This is a genomic window from Rhodococcus sp. NPDC077669 (assembly GCF_040686915.1).
Taxonomy (GTDB): Bacteria; Actinomycetota; Actinomycetes; order Mycobacteriales; family Mycobacteriaceae; genus Rhodococcoides; species Rhodococcoides fascians.
Genome location: NZ_JBFBMD010000008.1, coordinates 84,041 through 100,084 on the forward strand (window position 1 = coordinate 84,041; position 16,044 = coordinate 100,084).

A 16,044-nucleotide genomic window follows, 5' to 3' on the forward strand; every position below is an offset into this window, starting at 1 on the left:
TAACAGTCCGGGAGGGGGAATAGCTCGGAGTCCGACCAGGTTGTGCGCAGGCGTGACCGAAACTGCAACGACAACACCGCACCTGTCCACCGCCGGGCTCTTCGAGCCGTTCGAGGTCAAGTCGCTGAAGCTGCGTAACCGCTTCGCGATGGCCCCGATGACGAGGGCGTTCTCGCCCGACGGCATCCCCGGCCCGGACGTGGCGGAGTACTACCGCAAACGTGCAGCAGGCGGCACCGGCCTCATCATCACCGAGGGCACGTATATCCCCGACCCCGCCGCAGGACCGCACACCCGCGTACCGCGGATCTACGGCGACGCCAGCCTCGAAGGATGGAAGGGCGTCGTCGATGCAGTCCACGCCGAGGGCAGCGCGATCATCCCCCAGCTGTGGCACCTGGGGGTCGAGCGCGGCACCGAGCCACGCCTGTTCCCCGACGTCACCACCGTCAGCCCGTCCGGCATCGCTCTCGACGGCTCCTCGGTCGGTCGCGCCTTCACCGACGCCGATCTCGACGAACTGACCTCGCACTGGGTTCAGGCTGCCGTCAACGCGAAGAACACCGGCTTCGACGGCCTCGAACTGCACGGCGCTCACGGTTATCTCCTCGACGAATTCCTCTGGGCAACAACCAATGTGCGCGACGACGAGTTCGGCGGATCTCTCGAGGCCCGGACCCGCTTCCCCGCACAGGTGGTCGCTGCGATCCGTGCCGCGGTGGGCGACGACTTCGCGATCGTCTACCGCTTCTCGCAGTGGAAGAGCAACCACTTCGACGCTCGACTCGCAGAGAACCCGGCCGAACTCGATCGCGTCCTCACGCCACTGGTCGACGCAGGCGTGGACGTACTGCATGCTTCGACTCGTCGGCACTGGGATCCGGCATTCCCCGAACTGGACGGAGTGGACGGCAAGCTCGGTCTGGCCGGTTGGACGCGCAAGCTCACCGGCGTTCCGACCATCACCGTCGGCTCCGTGGGCCTCGATTCGGTGTTCACCTCGGCATGGTCGGAGGACGCGGCCTCCGGTGTGACGGGACTGGACGCGTTGGCCGGTCAGTTCCAGGACGGCGAGTTCGACCTGGTGGCCGTCGGACGGGCGCTGCTCTCCGATCCGGAGTGGGTGAACAAGGTCGGCGACGGCCGCGTCGACGAGCGCATCGAATTCACGCGCGACCACATTCGGAACCTGGTCTAGCGCTTACAGCTCCACCACGTCATCTCGCACCGGCACCATCGTTTTGGGCACGCGCCTAGAACGGTGGTGCTGTGTCGTCTTCCTCGTCGTTCGGCTCCGGCTGCGGTGTCGGTGTCGGGTTGTCCGGTGGGTCGGGGTAGGCGACGATGCCGGATCGTTTGGGTTTGGTGGGTATGTACGGCCGGAGGTCGTTCCCGATGATGGGTACGGCTGTTCCGTTGGCGGGCAGGGTGATTCGGGTGGTCTTCGAGGTGGAGGTCCACAGGATGGCACCGCCGGGGAGCATGACGGCGGTCCAGTAGCCTGCGGTTTTGACGCTGTGGTGGTATTCGCAGAGGCATTGGAGGTTGTTGACCGTCGTCCAGCCGCCGCCGAGGGGATTGGCGTGATCGAAGGCGATGATGTGGTCGAGTTGGCAGCGTGCCGCGGGTCGGTGGCAGCCGGGAAAGCGGCAGTGCCGATCGCGTAGTCGGACGGCGGCGGTGGTGAGGGCGTCAGGTCGGTAGATCGGCGCTCGGTCGGTCAAGGGGTCACGTGGTACGGATTTCCCGAGAGTGGGGTCGGCGGCGATGGCGGCTTCGAGTGCTGCGGCGAGGGACGCATTGCCGATGTAGACGCCGGAGGAAGTGCGCTGTGCGTTGCGGCCTGCGGGGCGGATCGTCGGGTTGTCGGGGCGGACCGCCGAGGATAGGTCGAGGGCAGAGCTGTGCCGTGTCCCCCTGCCGACGGGTGTGTGAGTACAGAACAGGGCTGCAGAGGACGCCAAGGCATTCCGACGTCGTTGCCGGTGCTGGGTCTCGTCGTAGTCGGTCGGCCCAGGCGGTGTCGGGGCCGGCTTCGAATGCGATTCTGCTGCAACCGAACCCGAACCCGAACCCTGGCCCGGCCCCGCGCCGGGATGCGGTCCTGGGTCCGGTAGCGACGGTGGCGGTACCGACGGTGGCGGTACCGAAGGTGGCGGTATCGACGGTACTGGCGCTGCGGTGTTCGTTGCGGTGCCAGTGCCTGTATCCGTCCGCGTTACTCGCGTATCCGGTTCCGCGTCGGTTTGTGTCGCGTCAGGCTCTGCCGCGTCAGGCTCTGCCGTATCGGGCTCTGCCGGCTCGGGCTCTGTCGCACTCGGCTCGGCTGTGGTTTCTGCCGAGCGTTGTTCCCATTCCCCGGTTTCCGGGTTCTGCACTGCCAGTCCGAGTTTCTCTGCCAACGTCACCGCCTCGGTGAGCAGGACCTGCCAGTGACTGTTGCGCGCCAACTCCCGCGCGAGGTCGGGATCGATGGATCCGTGCCCGGCCAGGTACGCCGGATTCGCGAGCAGTCCGATGAGGGTGGCGATGTCGACGGTGACCATCGTCAACGGCACCCGACGGTCCGGCAGCTCTGCATCTTTCTTCGGGCAGTCCTCACGTTGACACAGGCATACCAGCCGGGGTTCTCCGTGCATCCGCGCCATGAAGGCGTCACACAGCCGATCCTGTTTGCCGCGTGGGTCTTTCGGGCAGAGCGTGTCGGCCATTTCCTCCAGGAGCTGCCATGCGGCCGCGGCTTCGGGGGCGGTCAATTCTGCTCGGATCCGCGCCAACTCCCCAGCCGGGGCGTAAGAAACATTGCGGAACCTCTTCGCGAACTCCCGCAACGCTGCTGCTTCCTCCGGCGCGACCCGCAGCAGAATGTCCCAGATCTCCTTCTCCAGCGGCCCCGGTGACGACCGTCGGGCCGCCTCGACGATCTCGCCCTCGACCGACCTCACGATGTCGTCGGAGAGGTTGTCGAGGATCCGGCACACCACCCTCACTCGCGGAAGGTCGATCTCCCCAGCCTCGAATGCCTTCTTCACCAGCGGCAGTCGAGTGTGCAGGGCGACCCCGACCGAGACATACGCCTCGGCGACCGTCGCCGAACACCCCAACGCCACCGCCATCTCGGTGCGCCCATACCGGCTGTAGTGTTTGTGCTTGGTGTCGAGAGTGATCCAGCTCCGATGGACGTCGTAGCACGCGGAAATCTTGCGGGCCGCCAGCCGATTCTCCTCTCGCGCAGCGGCGGTCAACGCATCCAACGAGACCGTCGGTATCGCCATCTCTTCACCCCCCAGTGAATCGAAACAAGAACGCATGTTCGAATTGCAAGAAGAGTATCCCGACCCACCGACAAGAACGCCGGACCCGTCGAACCCCAGGTCGTGGGACCGACGCGGCGATGATCGCGTACCCGAGCCACATCCCCCGAATACTCGACAACGCCTATCCTCGGTACGTGCCCACCCTCTGCACTTCACCGACGAGTACCACGTGACCGGTTCGGCAGTGGCGTGGCTGGAGAAGTTCCAGATCCCGCTGTACCTATTGGCGTTGGCCGTCGGAGTTGTTGTCGGGTTGGCGGCACCGGCATCGGCTCCCGCATTCGAGATCGCCATCAATCCGGTGCTGATCGTCTTGCTCTACGCGACGTTCCTCGCAGTTCCGTTCTCCGCCATCGGTGTATCGCTGCGCGACACGAATTTCTTGCTCAGCGTCGTGGTGCTCAATTTCGTGCTCGTTCCAATCGTCGTGTTCGCACTGACCCGGTTCGTTGCGAGTAACGAAGTGGTGCTCGTCGGGATACTTCTGGTGCTGTTGGCTCCGTGCATCGACTACGTCATCGTTTTCAGCGGGTTGGCCGGGGCGGCATCGGAACGACTTCTCGCCGCTGCTCCGTTGCTGATGCTGCTGCAGATCGCTTTCTTGCCGCTGTATCTCTGGTTGTTCGTCGGACCCGACCTGGTGAAGATCATCGACGTCGCACCGTTCGTCGAGGCGTTCGTCCTACTGATCGCGCTGCCACTGACATCGGCTGCGGCAACGCAGTGGTTGGCACGACGCACACGCCTCGGCACTCGCATCATGGACGCCATGGCAGCGGCGATGGTGCCGATCATGATGGCGACCCTCGCAGTCGTCGTCGCATCCCAAGTCGACGCAGTCCGCAGCGAAGCATCTCAGCTGATCGCAGCAGTGCCGATCTTCGTGGCGTTTCTGGTCGTCATGGCCGTCGTGGGACTCGCGACGGCTCGGGTCACCCGCCAGGACGTACCCGCGACCCGGGCTTTGATCTTCTCCGGGGCGACCCGGAACTCGCTGGTGGTGCTGCCTCTGGCGCTCGCGCTGCCGCCGGCCCTTTCTCTCGCCGCAGTCGTCGTGGTGACGCAGACGTTGGTGGAGCTGATCGGCATGATCGCGTACGTCAGGATCGTTCCTCGCCTCGCACCGGCGACCTAGACTCCGAACATGACCGAACCCACGCCCTCCGACCTGACCGCGCTACGTGCACGGGCTGCGGGCGGTGACCAGGACGCGATCGACGAATTGGTGGAGCAGGGCACCGTCGACGATCTGCGTTCACTTGCCGCAGCCGGCAACAGCGACGCCGTCGACATGCTCGTCGAACGCGCCGGAGAGCGCGAGGACCGAGACGAACTGCAGCGGCTGGCAGCCGGCGGAAGTCAGGATGCCGCAGACATTCTCGAAGAACTGGACGGCTAGATCGGATCGGGACGGGTGCCCACCTGCAGGGTGAGCCGGTGCGCCGCGTCGAGCAGCATCTTTCCCAGCTCCCGACGTCTGTCCTCTCGAAACCTCGTTTCCACACCGGTCAGACTCAACGCCCATGCCGGCCTGCGTCCTCGGTCGAACACCGCTGCGCCCAGTCCCCAGCTGCCTTCCACGAGCAACGCCGGGTTGACGGCGTAGCCCGAGGACCGCGTCAGCTCGATTCGGTGGCGAATCGCCGACTCCGAATGATCGGCTCCCCACTCGGGCACCAGATCGACTCCGTCGAGGTAGTCGTCGACCTCGCGGTCCGGGAGATGAGCGAGAACGGCCAAGCCTGCGGAGGCCACACCCAGCGGTAATCGGATGCCCTCGTACAGCACATGCGACCGTAGCGGGAAGCTGCCCTCCACCCGAAGCAGACACACCGTCTCGCCACCTCGACACGCGGACAGGAACGCGCTCTCGCCGCTCCGCATTGCCAAGTCCTGCACGATTTTTCGAGCCTGATCGGTGACGTCGTAGCGCAATGCGGCCATGGAACCGAGGAGATAGATTTCCGGTCCCAGTGCCCACCGTCCGGTCGCCGTATCGCGGTCGACGAATCCCTCGTCGGCCAGTTCCGTCAACAACCGATGCGCCGTCGGGCGCGCAACTCCAGCGGACCTCGCCAACTCGGTGGTCGAGGTACCGGTCGCCTCCGCCGCACTGGCGGCACGCAGCAGAGCACACACTTTGGCGATGACGCCGGCGTTGGCATCGAGCACAGTCACCGCACCACTGTACGTCCACTGAGTGGACGCTGAAGCACTTCATGTTCGACATTCGAGCAGAATTTCCTAAAACAGCCGCGATGCGCGCTGGTCGAGTTCACTGGACCCATCGTTTGCTCAACGAACACATCAGGAGTTCACGTGACAGGAAAGACCTACGACTCCGCAGCCGACGCGGTGGCGGACATCGGTAGAGGAGCGACCATCGCGGTCGGCGGCTTCGGCCTGTGCGGCATCCCCGATGCCCTCATCGAGGCCATCGCCGACACCGACGCGGACGAATTGGAGGTGTTCTCCAACAACTGCGGCGTCGACGGCTACGGATTGGGAATTCTGTTGGCAGCCGGACGTATTCGCCGCGTCACTGCGTCGTACGTCGGCGAGAACAAAGAGTTCGCCCGGCAGTACCTCGCCGGCGAACTCGAAGTGGAACTGACACCGCAGGGCACGCTCGCCGAACGTCTCCGCGCCGGCGGCACCGGCATTCCCGCTTTCTTCACCCCCGCCGGGGTCGGCAGCCCCATCGCCGACGGCGGAATGCCGTGGCGCTACAACGCCGACGGTTCCGTCTCGATCGAGTCACCGCCCAAGGAAACACGGGTGTTCGGCAACAAACGCTACGTGCTCGAGGAGGCGATCAACGCCGACTTCGCTCTCGTGCACGCCAAGATCGGCGACACCGCAGGCAATCTCGTGTTCGACAAGACAGCGATGAACTTCAATCCGCTGGCAGCGATGGCCGGCAGGATCACCATCGCTCAGGTGGAGAAGCTCGTCGAGCCGGGCGAAATCGACCCGGCCCAGGTGCATCTTCCCGGAGTGTTCGTCCAACGTGTCGTACATACCGGTCCACAGGACAAGCGCATCGAAAAGCGCACCGTCAGTTCAGGAGTTCGAGCATGACCGCAGGATGGACCCGAGACCGGATGGCCGAGCGTGCGGCGGCCGAGATGGTCGACGGCGAATACGTCAACCTCGGCATCGGCTTGCCGACGCTGATCCCGGGCTACCTCACCGACAAGGTGAACGTCACTCTGCATTCGGAGAACGGCATCCTCGGCACCGGCCCCTACCCCACCGAGGACGAGGTCGACGCCAACCTCATCAATGCCGGCAAGGAGACCGTCACCGTCAATCCCGGTGCGTCGTACTTCGATTCGTCGCTGAGCTTCGGCATGATCCGAGGCGGCCACATCGACACGGCCGTCCTCGGCGGCATGCAGGTCTCCCGTAACGGCGACCTCGCCAACTGGATGGTCCCCGGCAAGATGGTCAAGGGCATGGGCGGGGCGATGGACCTGGTGCACGGGGCTCGACGCGTCATCGTGGTCATGGAACACACCGACCGCGACGGCAATCCGAAGATCCTCGACGCGTGCACCCTGCCGCTGACCGGCCAGGGCGTCGTCGACCGCATCATCACAAACCTGGCCGTCATCGATGTCGTCGGCGACGGCACGCTAGAGCTGGTGGAACTGGCACCTGGCGTGACCACCGAACAGGTCATCGCCGCCACCGGATCAACCCTGAAGCACTGAAGCACCGACAGCCGTTCGAACAGCACTGTGGGCCCGAACGTCCGAAGACGTTCGGGCCCACAGTGTTACGTTCTAGTCCGGAATCATGTCGAACGTGTCCGGATTCGGACCGTTCCGGCCTTCCTCGCCCTTGTCGAGTGCAGTGATCGCATCGACGTCGGCCGAGCTCAGCTCGAAGTCGAAGATGTCGAAGTTGGCCTTCACTCGCTCCGGTGTCACCGACTTCGGGAAGATGATGTTGCCACGCTGAATGTGCCAGCGCAGCACCACCTGTGCGACGGATTTGCCTGTGGCGTCGGCGATTCGCTTCAGTTCCGCGTCGTCGAGAACGTTGCCCTGAGCGATCGGCGACCACGCCTCGGTGGGGATGGCATGCTCGCGACCGTAGGCCCACACGTCGTGGTTGACGAAGTACGGGTGCACCTCGATCTGGTTCACCGCGGGGACCGTCTCGGTCTCTTCGGCGAGGCGATCGAGGTGAGCGGGCTGAAAGTTCGAGACGCCGATGTTGCGGGCCCGGCCGTCGGCCGCGAACTCCTCCAACGTCTTCCACGTGGAGACGAAGTCGCCGTCGTACCGGGTGGGCAGCGGCCAGTGGATGAGGAAGAGATCGACGTAGTCGGTCCCGAGGTCGCTGAGCGTCTTGTCGAACGCCGAGCGCGCATCGTCGGGCCGGTGGAAACCGTTGTTGAGCTTGCTGGTGACGAACACCGATTCGCGGTCGATGCCGGAGTTGCGAATGCCCTCGCCGACCTGCTTCTCGTTGCCGTACATCTGCGCGGTGTCGATGTGTCGGTAGCCGATCTCGAGCGCCGTTTCGACGGCCTTCGCGGTCTCGTCGGCGTCGATCTGAAAGACGCCGAAACCGAGCTGGGGAATCTGCTTGCCGTTTCTGAGCGTGACGTTGGGTACCTGAGTCATATCGCCGGGGTGCCCGCCCACTGTGGCCTTCAAACCGGGTGGAACAATGCCATCGTGATAGTGCAGCGCATCCGGCGCGTCGTAGACGGAGTTGCCGAGAAATTCGGTCGGTCCACCTCTGCTCTGACAGCTCCCGAGCGCAGTTTCGATCCGGGGCACCCATGGTTCCTGACCGCGCCCGAGCGAGGCAACGACGACACCCGAATTTCGGCCTGGACCGAGGGCAATCGCGTCGAGAACCTCGTGCACGGCAAGACGTACTTCGCGGCACTCGCACGGGCCCTCGAGCAGACCGAGCGCGACGATCTGGTGCTCTTCACCGATTGGCGCGGGGACCCGGAGCAGCTGCTCACCGACGACGGCGTGACCGTCGAGGATGCCCTGGCCGCCGTCGCGCACCGCGGTGGCGTCGTCAAGGGCATGGTGTGGCGCTCCCACATGGAGACCCTCGGTTTCACCGGTCCGAAGAACCGCAAGCTCGCGCTGCGGCTGGAGGAGGCGGGCGGCGAGGTCATTCTGGACCAGCGCGTGCTGGTCACCGGGAGCCACCATCAGAAGTTCGTGGTCGTGCGGTACGGCAGGACTGATTTGCCCGACGTCGCTTTCGTGGGCGGTATCGATCTGGCCCGTGCTCGACGCGACGACGCCGATCACTTCGGCGATCCCGTCTCGCGCCCCTTCCCGCCCGAGTACGGCGAGATTCCGGCGTGGCACGACGTGCAGGTGCAGATCGAGGGGCCCGCAGTCCGGGATGTGGAGGACGTCTTCCGCGAACGGTGGGAAGATCCCGCGGCGCTCTCGCGTCTACCGTGGCATGCCATTCCCGATTTCCTGCGCGGAGTCACGCGTGAACCGTCGGAGTTGCCACCCGCTGCCGCCGCCCCGGAGCCCCAGGGCACGTGCTCGGTTCAGCTGCTGCGTACCTACCCGCGTCGACGCCCCGCCTACCCGTTCGCGACGAGAGGCGAGCGCAGCGCGGCCCGTGCGTACGCCAAAGCCCTGGACCGTGCCACCGAGCTGATCTACATCGAGGACCAATATCTGTGGTCCGTCGACGTCGCGCGCGTGTTCGCCGCGGCACTGCGCCGCAAGCCGAACCTGCGGCTGGTGGTGGTGGTCCCCAAGCACCTCGACGACGACAGTAACTTGACCATTCCCTCTGCGCTGCTGGGACACTCGGCGGCGCTCGGGGTCATCCGCGCAGCCGGCGGTGACCGCGTACTGGTACTCGACATCGAAAACGACCGTGGCATACCGGTATACGTGCACTCGAAGGTCTGCATCATCGACGACGTGTGGGCGGCAGTGGGGTCGGACAACTTCAATCGCCGCTCCTGGACCCATGATTCGGAGCTGACCGCGGCCATTGTCGACGAGCAGCGCGACGATCGGGCACCCTTGGACCCAGCAGGCCTCGGCGACGGCGCCAGAACCCACGCGCGCCACCTGAGACTCGAACTGATCCGCGAACACCTCGGGCGGGCCGACGGCGACGACGCCGACCTCGTCGACCCGCAGCAGTTCTTCGACGTGATCTCGGCGAGCGCGACGGCCCTGGACAACTGGCACCGCAACCCGTCCGCGAAGCCCCGGCCCGTCGGCCGACTGCGAATGCACGAGATCACGGTGCCGCCCGTCTGGCAGCAGCGACTTGCCGCACTCGCCTACCGGTTGTTCGTCGACCCCGACGGACGCCCTATCGGGATGCGCCTGCGTCGTCGATTCTGAGTCCACGTTTTCGAGTTGTAGCTGTTTCGGACCTGACATATCGGGCATTCGCTCACGATGTCCACCTCCTCTCGCGCACCGAGCGCGCTCGTCTTCGCGCCGTCCCCACTACTGACGGTGACCCTCGACGCTGCCCCCAACGGCAGTACCGAACTGCACGTACACGCGGGCGGTCAGGGTCACTGGATCGCCAGGATGGCGTCGGTGCTGGGTCTCGATGTCACCCTCGCCGGGGTGTTCGGCGGCGAGATCGGTGCCGTATTGCGGGGCATCGTCGAGAACGAGGGCATCTCCGTCGTCTCCGTCGACATCGGCCAGGAAAGCGGCTCCTACGTGCACGATCGCCGCAGCGGAGAGCGCGAGGTACTGGCCACGGTCGATCCGCCGCCGCTGGCCAGGCACGCGCTCGACGACCTGTTCGGCGCGGCACTGGCCACCGGTGCCCGCAGCGACGTGGCGATTCTCGGCGGTCCGCACGCCGACAACATCGTGCCTGCGGAGGTGTACGAGCGGCTGTGTGCCGACCTGCGCGCACTCGAGGTCCCGGTGGTCGCCGACCTGTCGGGCCCCACCATGCTGGCCGCCCTCGCCGGCGGTCTCACGGTGCTCAAGGTCAGCCACGAGGACCTCATTTCCGACGGCGGAGCCGAGTCCGAGGACCCGAAGCACCTGATCGATGCGATGCGAAAGATGCACGACGACGGTGCCGAGGTGGTTGTGATCTCCCGAGCGGGAGACCCCGCCTTGGCCCTGGTAGAAGGCGACGTACTCGAAATCGTCACTCCGGGTCTGCAGATGGTCGACCACCACGGCGCAGGCGATTCGATGAGCGCCGGCATCGCCGCCGGAATCGCCCAGGGAATGTCGATGCCGGAGGCGCTCCGCCTGGGCGGCGGCGCGGGCACCGCCAACGTCACCCGTCGCGGCCTCGGTAGCGGCCGAAAAGACCTGGTTCTCGGACTCACCGAATCGGTCGACGTGCGTCCGTACGGCAAGGCGGGCACGAAATGAGGGCGCTGATCACCAACGACGACGGTGTGGACAGCGCAGGCATCGCGCTGCTGGCGCGGGTCGCGCTCGACGCCGGCCTCGACGTCGTGGTGGCCGCTCCCCATGAAGAACGCAGCGGTGCCAGTGCATCGTTGACGGGGATGGGCGTCGACGATCACCTCGGTATCGAGCGAACCGAGATCGAGGGGCTGCGCGGTGTCGAAGTGTATGCGGTACAGGCCTCACCGGCCCTCATCGCGTTCGTCGCCACCCGAGGTGCCTTCGGCGCTCCACCCGACGTGGTCCTCTCCGGCATCAATCACGGCCCCAATACCGGTGCGGCCGTACTGCATTCGGGCACGGTGGGCGCGGCGCTGACCGCATTGACGCACGGGGTTCCCGCCATGGCGCTGTCGTCGCTCGCCACCCGGCCGTCGCACTGGGACACCGCCGAACACGTCGCGCATCTGGCGGTGACATGGATGATCTCGCATCTGACCGTCGATGCCGTCGTCAACGTCAACATTCCCGACGTTCCACGGCCGGATTTCGCCGGGATCGTTCCGGCCTCGCTGGCTCGATACGGCGCGGTGCAGGCCGAAATAGGCGATCGCGGAGAAGATTTCGCCACCGTCCGGTTCGACCAGATCCACGCCGAGGACGACGACTCCGACGCTTCCCTGCTGGCCCGGAACTGGGCGACCGTCACCGCGCTGCGTCCCCCGAGCGAGGTGGACAGTATCGATCTGTCGACGCTGCATGAGTGAGCTCGGTGCGGTGGACCCGAATGTGTCGGTGCCCTCGGGCACACTGGGAATCATCACCGCACATGCAACGGACCTAGGGGGTCACCGCACGTGACGACAGATACCGATTCCGGATCGTTCCGCAGGCTCCACTCGCATGGCGTAGTTCCACCGTTTCTGCTCGAGCGTCTACAGGGAGCCGGTGCACGCGCGACTCTGCTGGCCGACCGCGAGATGCGGGCGGGCCGAGAGGTCGTCCAGGCACGTACCGCCATCGCACCGCGGACCGGCGGCACCCTCGAACGCACCATCTCCGATGCCAAAGCGACCCGCGACCTCCCGGGTCAGCAGGTTCGCGCCGAGGGCGAGGATCCCACCGGCGATGCTGCGACCGACGAGGCATACGACGGCCTCGGTGCCACCTACGCGTTCTTCGACGAGGTGTACGGCTACTCGAGTCTCGACGGCAGCGGCCTGCCCCTCGATGCGACGGTGCATTACGGCCGGGACTACGACAACGCGTTCTGGGACGGCTCTCGCATGGTGTTCGGCGACGGTGACGGCGAAGTGTTCGCCCGCTTCACCGTTTCTCTGGGCGTCATCGCGCACGAGCTCTCGCACGGTTTCACGCAGTACACCACCCCGCTCGAATACAAGGACCAGGCCGGCGCACTGAACGAGTCCATCTCCGACGTGTTCGGTGCACTCGTGGAGCAGTACACCGCGAAGCAGAACGCCGAGGACGCGTCGTGGTTGATCGGTGAAGGCCTGTTCCTGCCCGCGGTGCAGGGCAAGGCGCTGCGCTCGCTCCTCGAGCCCGGCACCGCGTACGACGACGATGTACTCGGCAAGGACCCACAGCCGGCGAGCATGGACGACTTCGTCGTCACCACCGAGGACGACGGCGGTGTGCACATCAACTCGGGCATTCCCAACCGCGCGTTCGCCGTCGCCGCAACCACGTTGGGTGGCCCGGCATGGGATCGCGTCGGGCAGGTCTGGTTCGACACGATGACCGTCGGGGGCCTGGAACCAACGGTCGACTTCGCCGGTTTCTCCGCGGCGACGCTGCTCGCAGCGCAGAAGCGATTCGGCACGGATTCCGACGTCTCCCGGGCCGTGGCCACCGGTTGGTCTACCGTGGGAGTTCAGTCAACACGGGAGCCGAGCGACGATCGGGTGTGATCGAGGGGCATGAGCCTGCGCATCGAGGTACTGCGAACCGGTGGGATCGCCGGGATGTCCAGACGCGGAGTGGTCGAAACCGACGAGCCGGAATGGCAGTCGCTGGTCGAGGCTGCGCGCCCGTACCTCGCTGAGCCGCCCCCACCCGAGCCCGCAGAGTCGCAGGCCCGCGACACCTTCGTGTGGAACGTGTCGGTGGGCGAGCAATCGTGCCGGGTCGGCGATTCGGCCCTGACCGGGCCGCTACGCGACCTCGCGGAGCGAACACTCCGCGAGGGTCGCGTCAGGTAGTTCAGCGGCTCGAGTAGATCTGCTCAAGCTTTCCATTCCGCGGAGCGTTCCGGGGACGCCTCGGCCAACGCCTTCACCGTGTCGTCGACGCCGAAGTCCTTGCCGTACACCGGGGTTCCCGGCTGCTGACGCCAGGACTCGGCCAGGGAACCGGCATCGACCGGGTCGAAGCCGAGCTCGTCGATCACCGAGAACACCAGCTTCTTCGACTCGGCGTCGTCCCCGGCGATCGGCAGTGCGATGCGCTTGTCGGTTCCGGCAGGAACACCCTTCTCGAGCAGATGCTTGTACCAAATTCCGTTGAACGCCTTGATCACCGGCTCACCGAGCTGCTGCGACACCCATACGCTCTCGGGTGTGCCGCCTTCGATGTCTTCGATCAGACCGTCGCGCTGCTGCGGGTAGTAGTTGTTCGTTTCGATGATCGGCGCTCCGGGCTTGCGTGAGCCGGCGATACCGGCGGCGAGGTCGGGCACGTTCTTCTGCGGGATGCTGAGGATGACCAGGTCCGCATCCTGCGCCGCGTCCGCTGCCCACACCGCCGTCGCTCCGGTTTCCGACGCCAGCTCCGCCAGAGTCTCCGGGTCGCGTGAGTTCGAGAATCGAACCTCGTGACCGAGCGCCGTCAACCGACGCACGAGCGTTCCACCGATGAATCCACTTCCGATGATGCCAATTTTCATGTCCGGAACAAACGATCAGGGACTCGATCTATTCCCGTCAGGAAGCGACCGCGACCTTCGATCGAGGCCGCCCGAACTTCATCGCCTTGTCGACGAGCTTGCCGTACCGCAGAACCGGCAGGTCGCGGAAGTAATTCATCCGCAGCTTCCACGGAGTTTCACTGCCCTGCCTCGGGAAGTTGTCCACGGCCCGCAGCACGTAGCCGGCGGCGAAATCGAGGAACGGCTCTTCGTCCACGGTCGGGTCGCGTTCGAGCTCGACGGTGCTGTATCCGTTCTCGTCCATGTGGGCGAGCAGGCGCATGACGTAGTTCGAGACCATGTCGGCTTTGAGCGTCCACGACGCGTTGGTGTACCCGACGACAAAAGCGAAGTTGGGGATTCCGGTGAGCATCATGCCCTTGTACGCCATGGTGCTGGGCAGATCCACGTCTCTACCGTCGACGCGGAAGGTCGCGCCGCCGAGTGCGGACAGGTTCAATCCCGTTGCGGTGACGACGATATCGGCGTCGAGGTGCTGGCCGGACTTCAACTTCAGGCCGGTCTCGGTGAAGCTGTCGATGTGATCGGTGACGATCGAGACCTCGTCCTTGCGGATCGAGCGGAACAGATCGTTGTCGGGCACCAGGCACAGGCGCTGATCCCACGGGTTGTACGACGGGGTGAAGTGGGTGTCGAGGTCGTATCCCTTCGGCAGCCATCCCTCCTGCATCTTCCGGATCCGCTTCTTCATGAATTCCGGGTACTTCTGGCTCAACGTGAAGATCAACATGGCCATCGACACGTTCTTGAGCCGAGTCACGCTGTACGCCAACTTCTTCGGCAAACGCTTCCGCAGTGTCTGCGCAATCGGATCCTTCGAGGGGAGCGAGAGGATGTAGCTCGGCGAGCGCTGCAGCAACGTCACGTGCTCGGCCTCACGAGCGAGGTTGGGAGCCAACGTGATCGCCGTTGCACCGCTGCCGATGACGACGACCTTCTTGCCCGCGTAATCCAGATCCTCGGGCCAGTGCTGCGGGTGGATCACCTGCCCACCGAAGTTCTCCTGGCCGACGAACTCCGGGCTGAAACCCTTGTCGTAGTTGTAGTAACCACTGCAGGAGAACACGAACGACGCGGTGATCGTGACGGTCTCGTCGGTGTCGCTGCGCTGCGCCGTGACCGTCCAGAACTGCTGCTCGGACGACCATTCGAGGGCGACGACCTTGTGGTGGTATCGAATGTGCTTGTCCACACCCGCTTCTCGTGCGGTTTCGACAATATAGTTACGGATGTCGGAACCGTCGGCGATGGACTTCTCTCCCGTCCACGGCTTGAAGCTGTACCCGAGGGTGTACATGTCGGAATCGGAGCGAATACCGGGATAGCGGAACAGATCCCAGGTGCCACCGATCGCCCCGCGGCTTTCGAGGATGGTGTACGTCTTCCCGGGCAGATCGTGCCCGAGGTGACGCGCGGCACCGATCCCGGACAGGCCGGCACCGATGATGAGGACATCGACCTCGGGAGTGGTCAGTACGGCAGTCATGAGCAACGATTCCTTCGGTGGGGGGTCAGCTGATTTTGTTGCGGGCGCTCTCGGACCTACCGAGACGCGCTACTTCTTCGTCCATCTTGGGCAGGATCGTCGGCACGTGCGCCAACATGCTGCGATCGCCGACGCGCGAGGTGATGACGGCCTTGAACCAGGACGCCGCACCCACCCACCGCGGTACGTAGACGCGGCGCTTGCGCTTGGCCAGGCCGTCGACGAACGCATCCACGCACTGCTCGACGGTCATCGTCTTCCCGAGGGGGCCGGGCAGTACCGCGAGCAAATCCTGGAATGCCGTGAGATCGGACTTCGCGTCCTGGACCATCGGGGTATCGATCCAGGCCATGTGGGCCGAGCCGACGTCGACTCCTCGGTAGTTCACTTCCAGCCGAAGCGCATTGGCGAAATGCTCGGCTGCGGCCTTGCTGGCGTTGTACGCGGCCAAGCCGGGGCACGGGGTGAACGCGGCCAGCGAGGAGACGACGAGGATGTAGCCGTTGCGTTCGATCAGCGACGGCAACGCAGCGCGGACGGTGTTGAACACGCCCATCACGTTGATGTCCATGACGCGCTGGAACGTGGCCGGGTCCACCTGCAGGATCGATCCGTAGCTGGCGATTCCCGCATTGGCGAGCACCAGATCGATGCCTCCGTAGGCCGCGATGCCGCCGTCGACGGCGCGCTGCATGTCGTCCAGATTTCGGACGTCGGCGACGAACGCCTCGGCCTTCAGCTGCGTCGCGACCTCGCGCAGCGGGGCCTCGTCGACGTCGACGAGTACCAACTTGGCTCCACGACCTGCCAACGCACGTGCGGTCTCGGCACCGATTCCTCGTGCCGCGCCGGTGATCAGAACGACCTTGTTCCGGAGCGTCGATGACGCCATGTCTCCCCCTCGATCGAGATGCATTCCTGCGAACACTTTGCATCTGA

At 65.2% G+C, this 16,044-nt stretch carries 16 protein-coding genes; 10 read left to right on the forward strand and 6 right to left on the reverse strand.

Features of this window, described 5'->3' with window-relative positions; genetic code table 11:
- The first annotated feature begins 52 nt into the window (after positions 1–52).
- A complete protein-coding gene (locus AB0P23_RS12225) occupies positions 53–1,198 on the forward strand; it encodes an NADH:flavin oxidoreductase (RefSeq protein WP_204857864.1) in 1,146 nt (381 codons plus the stop codon).
- Between the two features lie 55 nt (positions 1,199–1,253).
- Here the strand turns inward: AB0P23_RS12225 and AB0P23_RS12230 are convergent, their stop codons facing one another.
- Entirely contained in the window at positions 1,254–3,275 is a 2,022-nt protein-coding gene (locus AB0P23_RS12230) for a DUF222 domain-containing protein (RefSeq protein WP_363797719.1), read from the reverse strand.
- A gap of 211 nt (positions 3,276–3,486) precedes the next feature.
- On the opposite strand from AB0P23_RS12230, the gene AB0P23_RS12235 reads away from it, so the two are divergent.
- Entirely contained in the window at positions 3,487–4,452 is a 966-nt protein-coding gene (locus AB0P23_RS12235) for a bile acid:sodium symporter (protein WP_283542130.1), read from the forward strand.
- Positions 4,453–4,461: 9 nt separating this feature from the next.
- On the forward strand, positions 4,462–4,716 hold the full coding sequence (locus tag AB0P23_RS12240) for a hypothetical protein (protein WP_032364511.1): 255 nt from the start codon (positions 4,462–4,464) through the stop codon (positions 4,714–4,716).
- On the opposite strand, the gene AB0P23_RS12245 is transcribed toward AB0P23_RS12240, so the two are convergent.
- Complete coding sequence (locus AB0P23_RS12245; protein ID WP_283550639.1) at positions 4,713–5,495, reverse strand: IclR family transcriptional regulator; 783 nt, start codon at positions 5,493–5,495, stop codon at positions 4,713–4,715. The two genes, AB0P23_RS12240 and AB0P23_RS12245, sit on opposite strands and share 4 nt — an antisense overlap.
- 141 nt (positions 5,496–5,636) lie before the next feature.
- Here AB0P23_RS12245 and AB0P23_RS12250 point away from each other — a divergent pair, with 141 nt between their 5' ends.
- Together AB0P23_RS12250 and AB0P23_RS12255 are read left to right on the forward strand one after the other, a co-directional pair.
- Complete coding sequence (locus tag AB0P23_RS12250; RefSeq protein WP_283550640.1) at positions 5,637–6,398, forward strand: CoA transferase subunit A; 762 nt, start codon at positions 5,637–5,639, stop codon at positions 6,396–6,398.
- On the forward strand, positions 6,395–7,033 hold the full coding sequence (locus AB0P23_RS12255; protein ID WP_027494424.1) for a 3-oxoacid CoA-transferase subunit B: 639 nt from the start codon (positions 6,395–6,397) through the stop codon (positions 7,031–7,033). The genes AB0P23_RS12250 and AB0P23_RS12255 overlap by 4 nt, the downstream gene beginning before the upstream one ends.
- Positions 7,034–7,105: 72 nt before the next feature.
- Here the strand turns inward: AB0P23_RS12255 and AB0P23_RS12260 are convergent, their stop codons facing one another.
- The gene (locus AB0P23_RS12260) at positions 7,106–7,954 is read right to left on the reverse strand and encodes an aldo/keto reductase (protein ID WP_027494425.1); all 849 of its coding nucleotides are present in this window, start codon (positions 7,952–7,954) and stop codon (positions 7,106–7,108) included.
- A 54-nt stretch (positions 7,955–8,008) separates the two neighbouring features.
- Between AB0P23_RS12260 and AB0P23_RS12265 the strand changes: the two genes are divergently transcribed.
- The 5 genes from AB0P23_RS12265 (at position 8,009) to AB0P23_RS12285 (ending at position 12,894) form a co-directional block, all read left to right on the forward strand.
- Positions 8,009–9,682 (forward strand): phospholipase D-like domain-containing protein, encoded by a 1,674-nt coding sequence (locus AB0P23_RS12265; protein WP_032399650.1) that lies wholly within the window; start codon positions 8,009–8,011, stop codon positions 9,680–9,682.
- A 57-nt stretch (positions 9,683–9,739) separates the two neighbouring features.
- Positions 9,740–10,693, forward strand: a complete 954-nt coding sequence (locus tag AB0P23_RS12270; RefSeq protein ID WP_363797723.1) for a PfkB family carbohydrate kinase — start codon at positions 9,740–9,742, stop codon at positions 10,691–10,693.
- Positions 10,690–11,439: a 5'/3'-nucleotidase SurE gene (locus AB0P23_RS12275; protein WP_363797725.1), complete on the forward strand. Its 750-nt coding sequence runs from the start codon at positions 10,690–10,692 to the stop codon at positions 11,437–11,439. Before AB0P23_RS12270 ends, AB0P23_RS12275 begins: the two co-directional genes overlap by 4 nt.
- Positions 11,440–11,529: 90 nt before the next feature.
- Positions 11,530–12,603, forward strand: a complete 1,074-nt coding sequence (locus AB0P23_RS12280; RefSeq protein WP_363797726.1) for a M4 family metallopeptidase — start codon at positions 11,530–11,532, stop codon at positions 12,601–12,603.
- Between the two features lie 9 nt (positions 12,604–12,612).
- Positions 12,613–12,894, forward strand: a complete 282-nt coding sequence (locus AB0P23_RS12285) for a protealysin inhibitor emfourin (RefSeq protein WP_196249541.1) — start codon at positions 12,613–12,615, stop codon at positions 12,892–12,894.
- A gap of 23 nt (positions 12,895–12,917) precedes the next feature.
- Here AB0P23_RS12285 and AB0P23_RS12290 read toward each other — a convergent pair whose 3' ends face one another.
- The 3 genes from AB0P23_RS12290 to AB0P23_RS12300 are packed head-to-tail and all read right to left on the reverse strand — an operon-like array spanning position 12,918 to position 15,997.
- Positions 12,918–13,577 (reverse strand): NAD(P)-binding domain-containing protein, encoded by a 660-nt coding sequence (locus AB0P23_RS12290; RefSeq protein ID WP_094715197.1) that lies wholly within the window; start codon positions 13,575–13,577, stop codon positions 12,918–12,920.
- A 37-nt stretch (positions 13,578–13,614) separates the two neighbouring features.
- Positions 13,615–15,105 carry an NAD(P)/FAD-dependent oxidoreductase gene (locus AB0P23_RS12295; protein WP_310182203.1) on the reverse strand — a complete coding sequence of 497 codons (1,491 nt, stop codon included), beginning with the start codon at positions 15,103–15,105 and terminating at the stop codon, positions 13,615–13,617.
- 25 nt (positions 15,106–15,130) lie between these two features.
- Positions 15,131–15,997 carry an SDR family oxidoreductase gene (locus AB0P23_RS12300; RefSeq protein WP_032364730.1) on the reverse strand — a complete coding sequence of 289 codons (867 nt, stop codon included), beginning with the start codon at positions 15,995–15,997 and terminating at the stop codon, positions 15,131–15,133.
- Between the last annotated feature and the right edge of the window lie 47 nt (positions 15,998–16,044).

Bases quoted from the DNA above. Each gene is read 5' to 3' on its own strand.
- AB0P23_RS12295 (WP_310182203.1), bottom strand. From the start codon at position 15,105: ATGACTGCCGTACTGACCACTCCCGAGGTCGATGTCCTCATCATCGGT.
- AB0P23_RS12275 (WP_363797725.1), top strand. From the start codon at position 10,690: ATGAGGGCGCTGATCACCAACGACGACGGTGTGGACAGCGCAGGCATC.
- AB0P23_RS12255 (WP_027494424.1), top strand. From the start codon at position 6,395: ATGACCGCAGGATGGACCCGAGACCGGATGGCCGAGCGTGCGGCGGCC.
- AB0P23_RS12230 (WP_363797719.1), bottom strand. From the start codon at position 3,275: ATGGCGATACCGACGGTCTCGTTGGATGCGTTGACCGCCGCTGCGCGA.
- AB0P23_RS12240 (WP_032364511.1), top strand. From the start codon at position 4,462: ATGACCGAACCCACGCCCTCCGACCTGACCGCGCTACGTGCACGGGCT.
- AB0P23_RS12270 (WP_363797723.1), top strand. From the start codon at position 9,740: ATGTCCACCTCCTCTCGCGCACCGAGCGCGCTCGTCTTCGCGCCGTCC.
- AB0P23_RS12285 (WP_196249541.1), top strand. From the start codon at position 12,613: ATGAGCCTGCGCATCGAGGTACTGCGAACCGGTGGGATCGCCGGGATG.
- AB0P23_RS12260 (WP_027494425.1), bottom strand. From the start codon at position 7,954: ATGACTCAGGTACCCAACGTCACGCTCAGAAACGGCAAGCAGATTCCC.
- AB0P23_RS12300 (WP_032364730.1), bottom strand. From the start codon at position 15,997: ATGGCGTCATCGACGCTCCGGAACAAGGTCGTTCTGATCACCGGCGCG.
- AB0P23_RS12290 (WP_094715197.1), bottom strand. From the start codon at position 13,577: ATGAAAATTGGCATCATCGGAAGTGGATTCATCGGTGGAACGCTCGTG.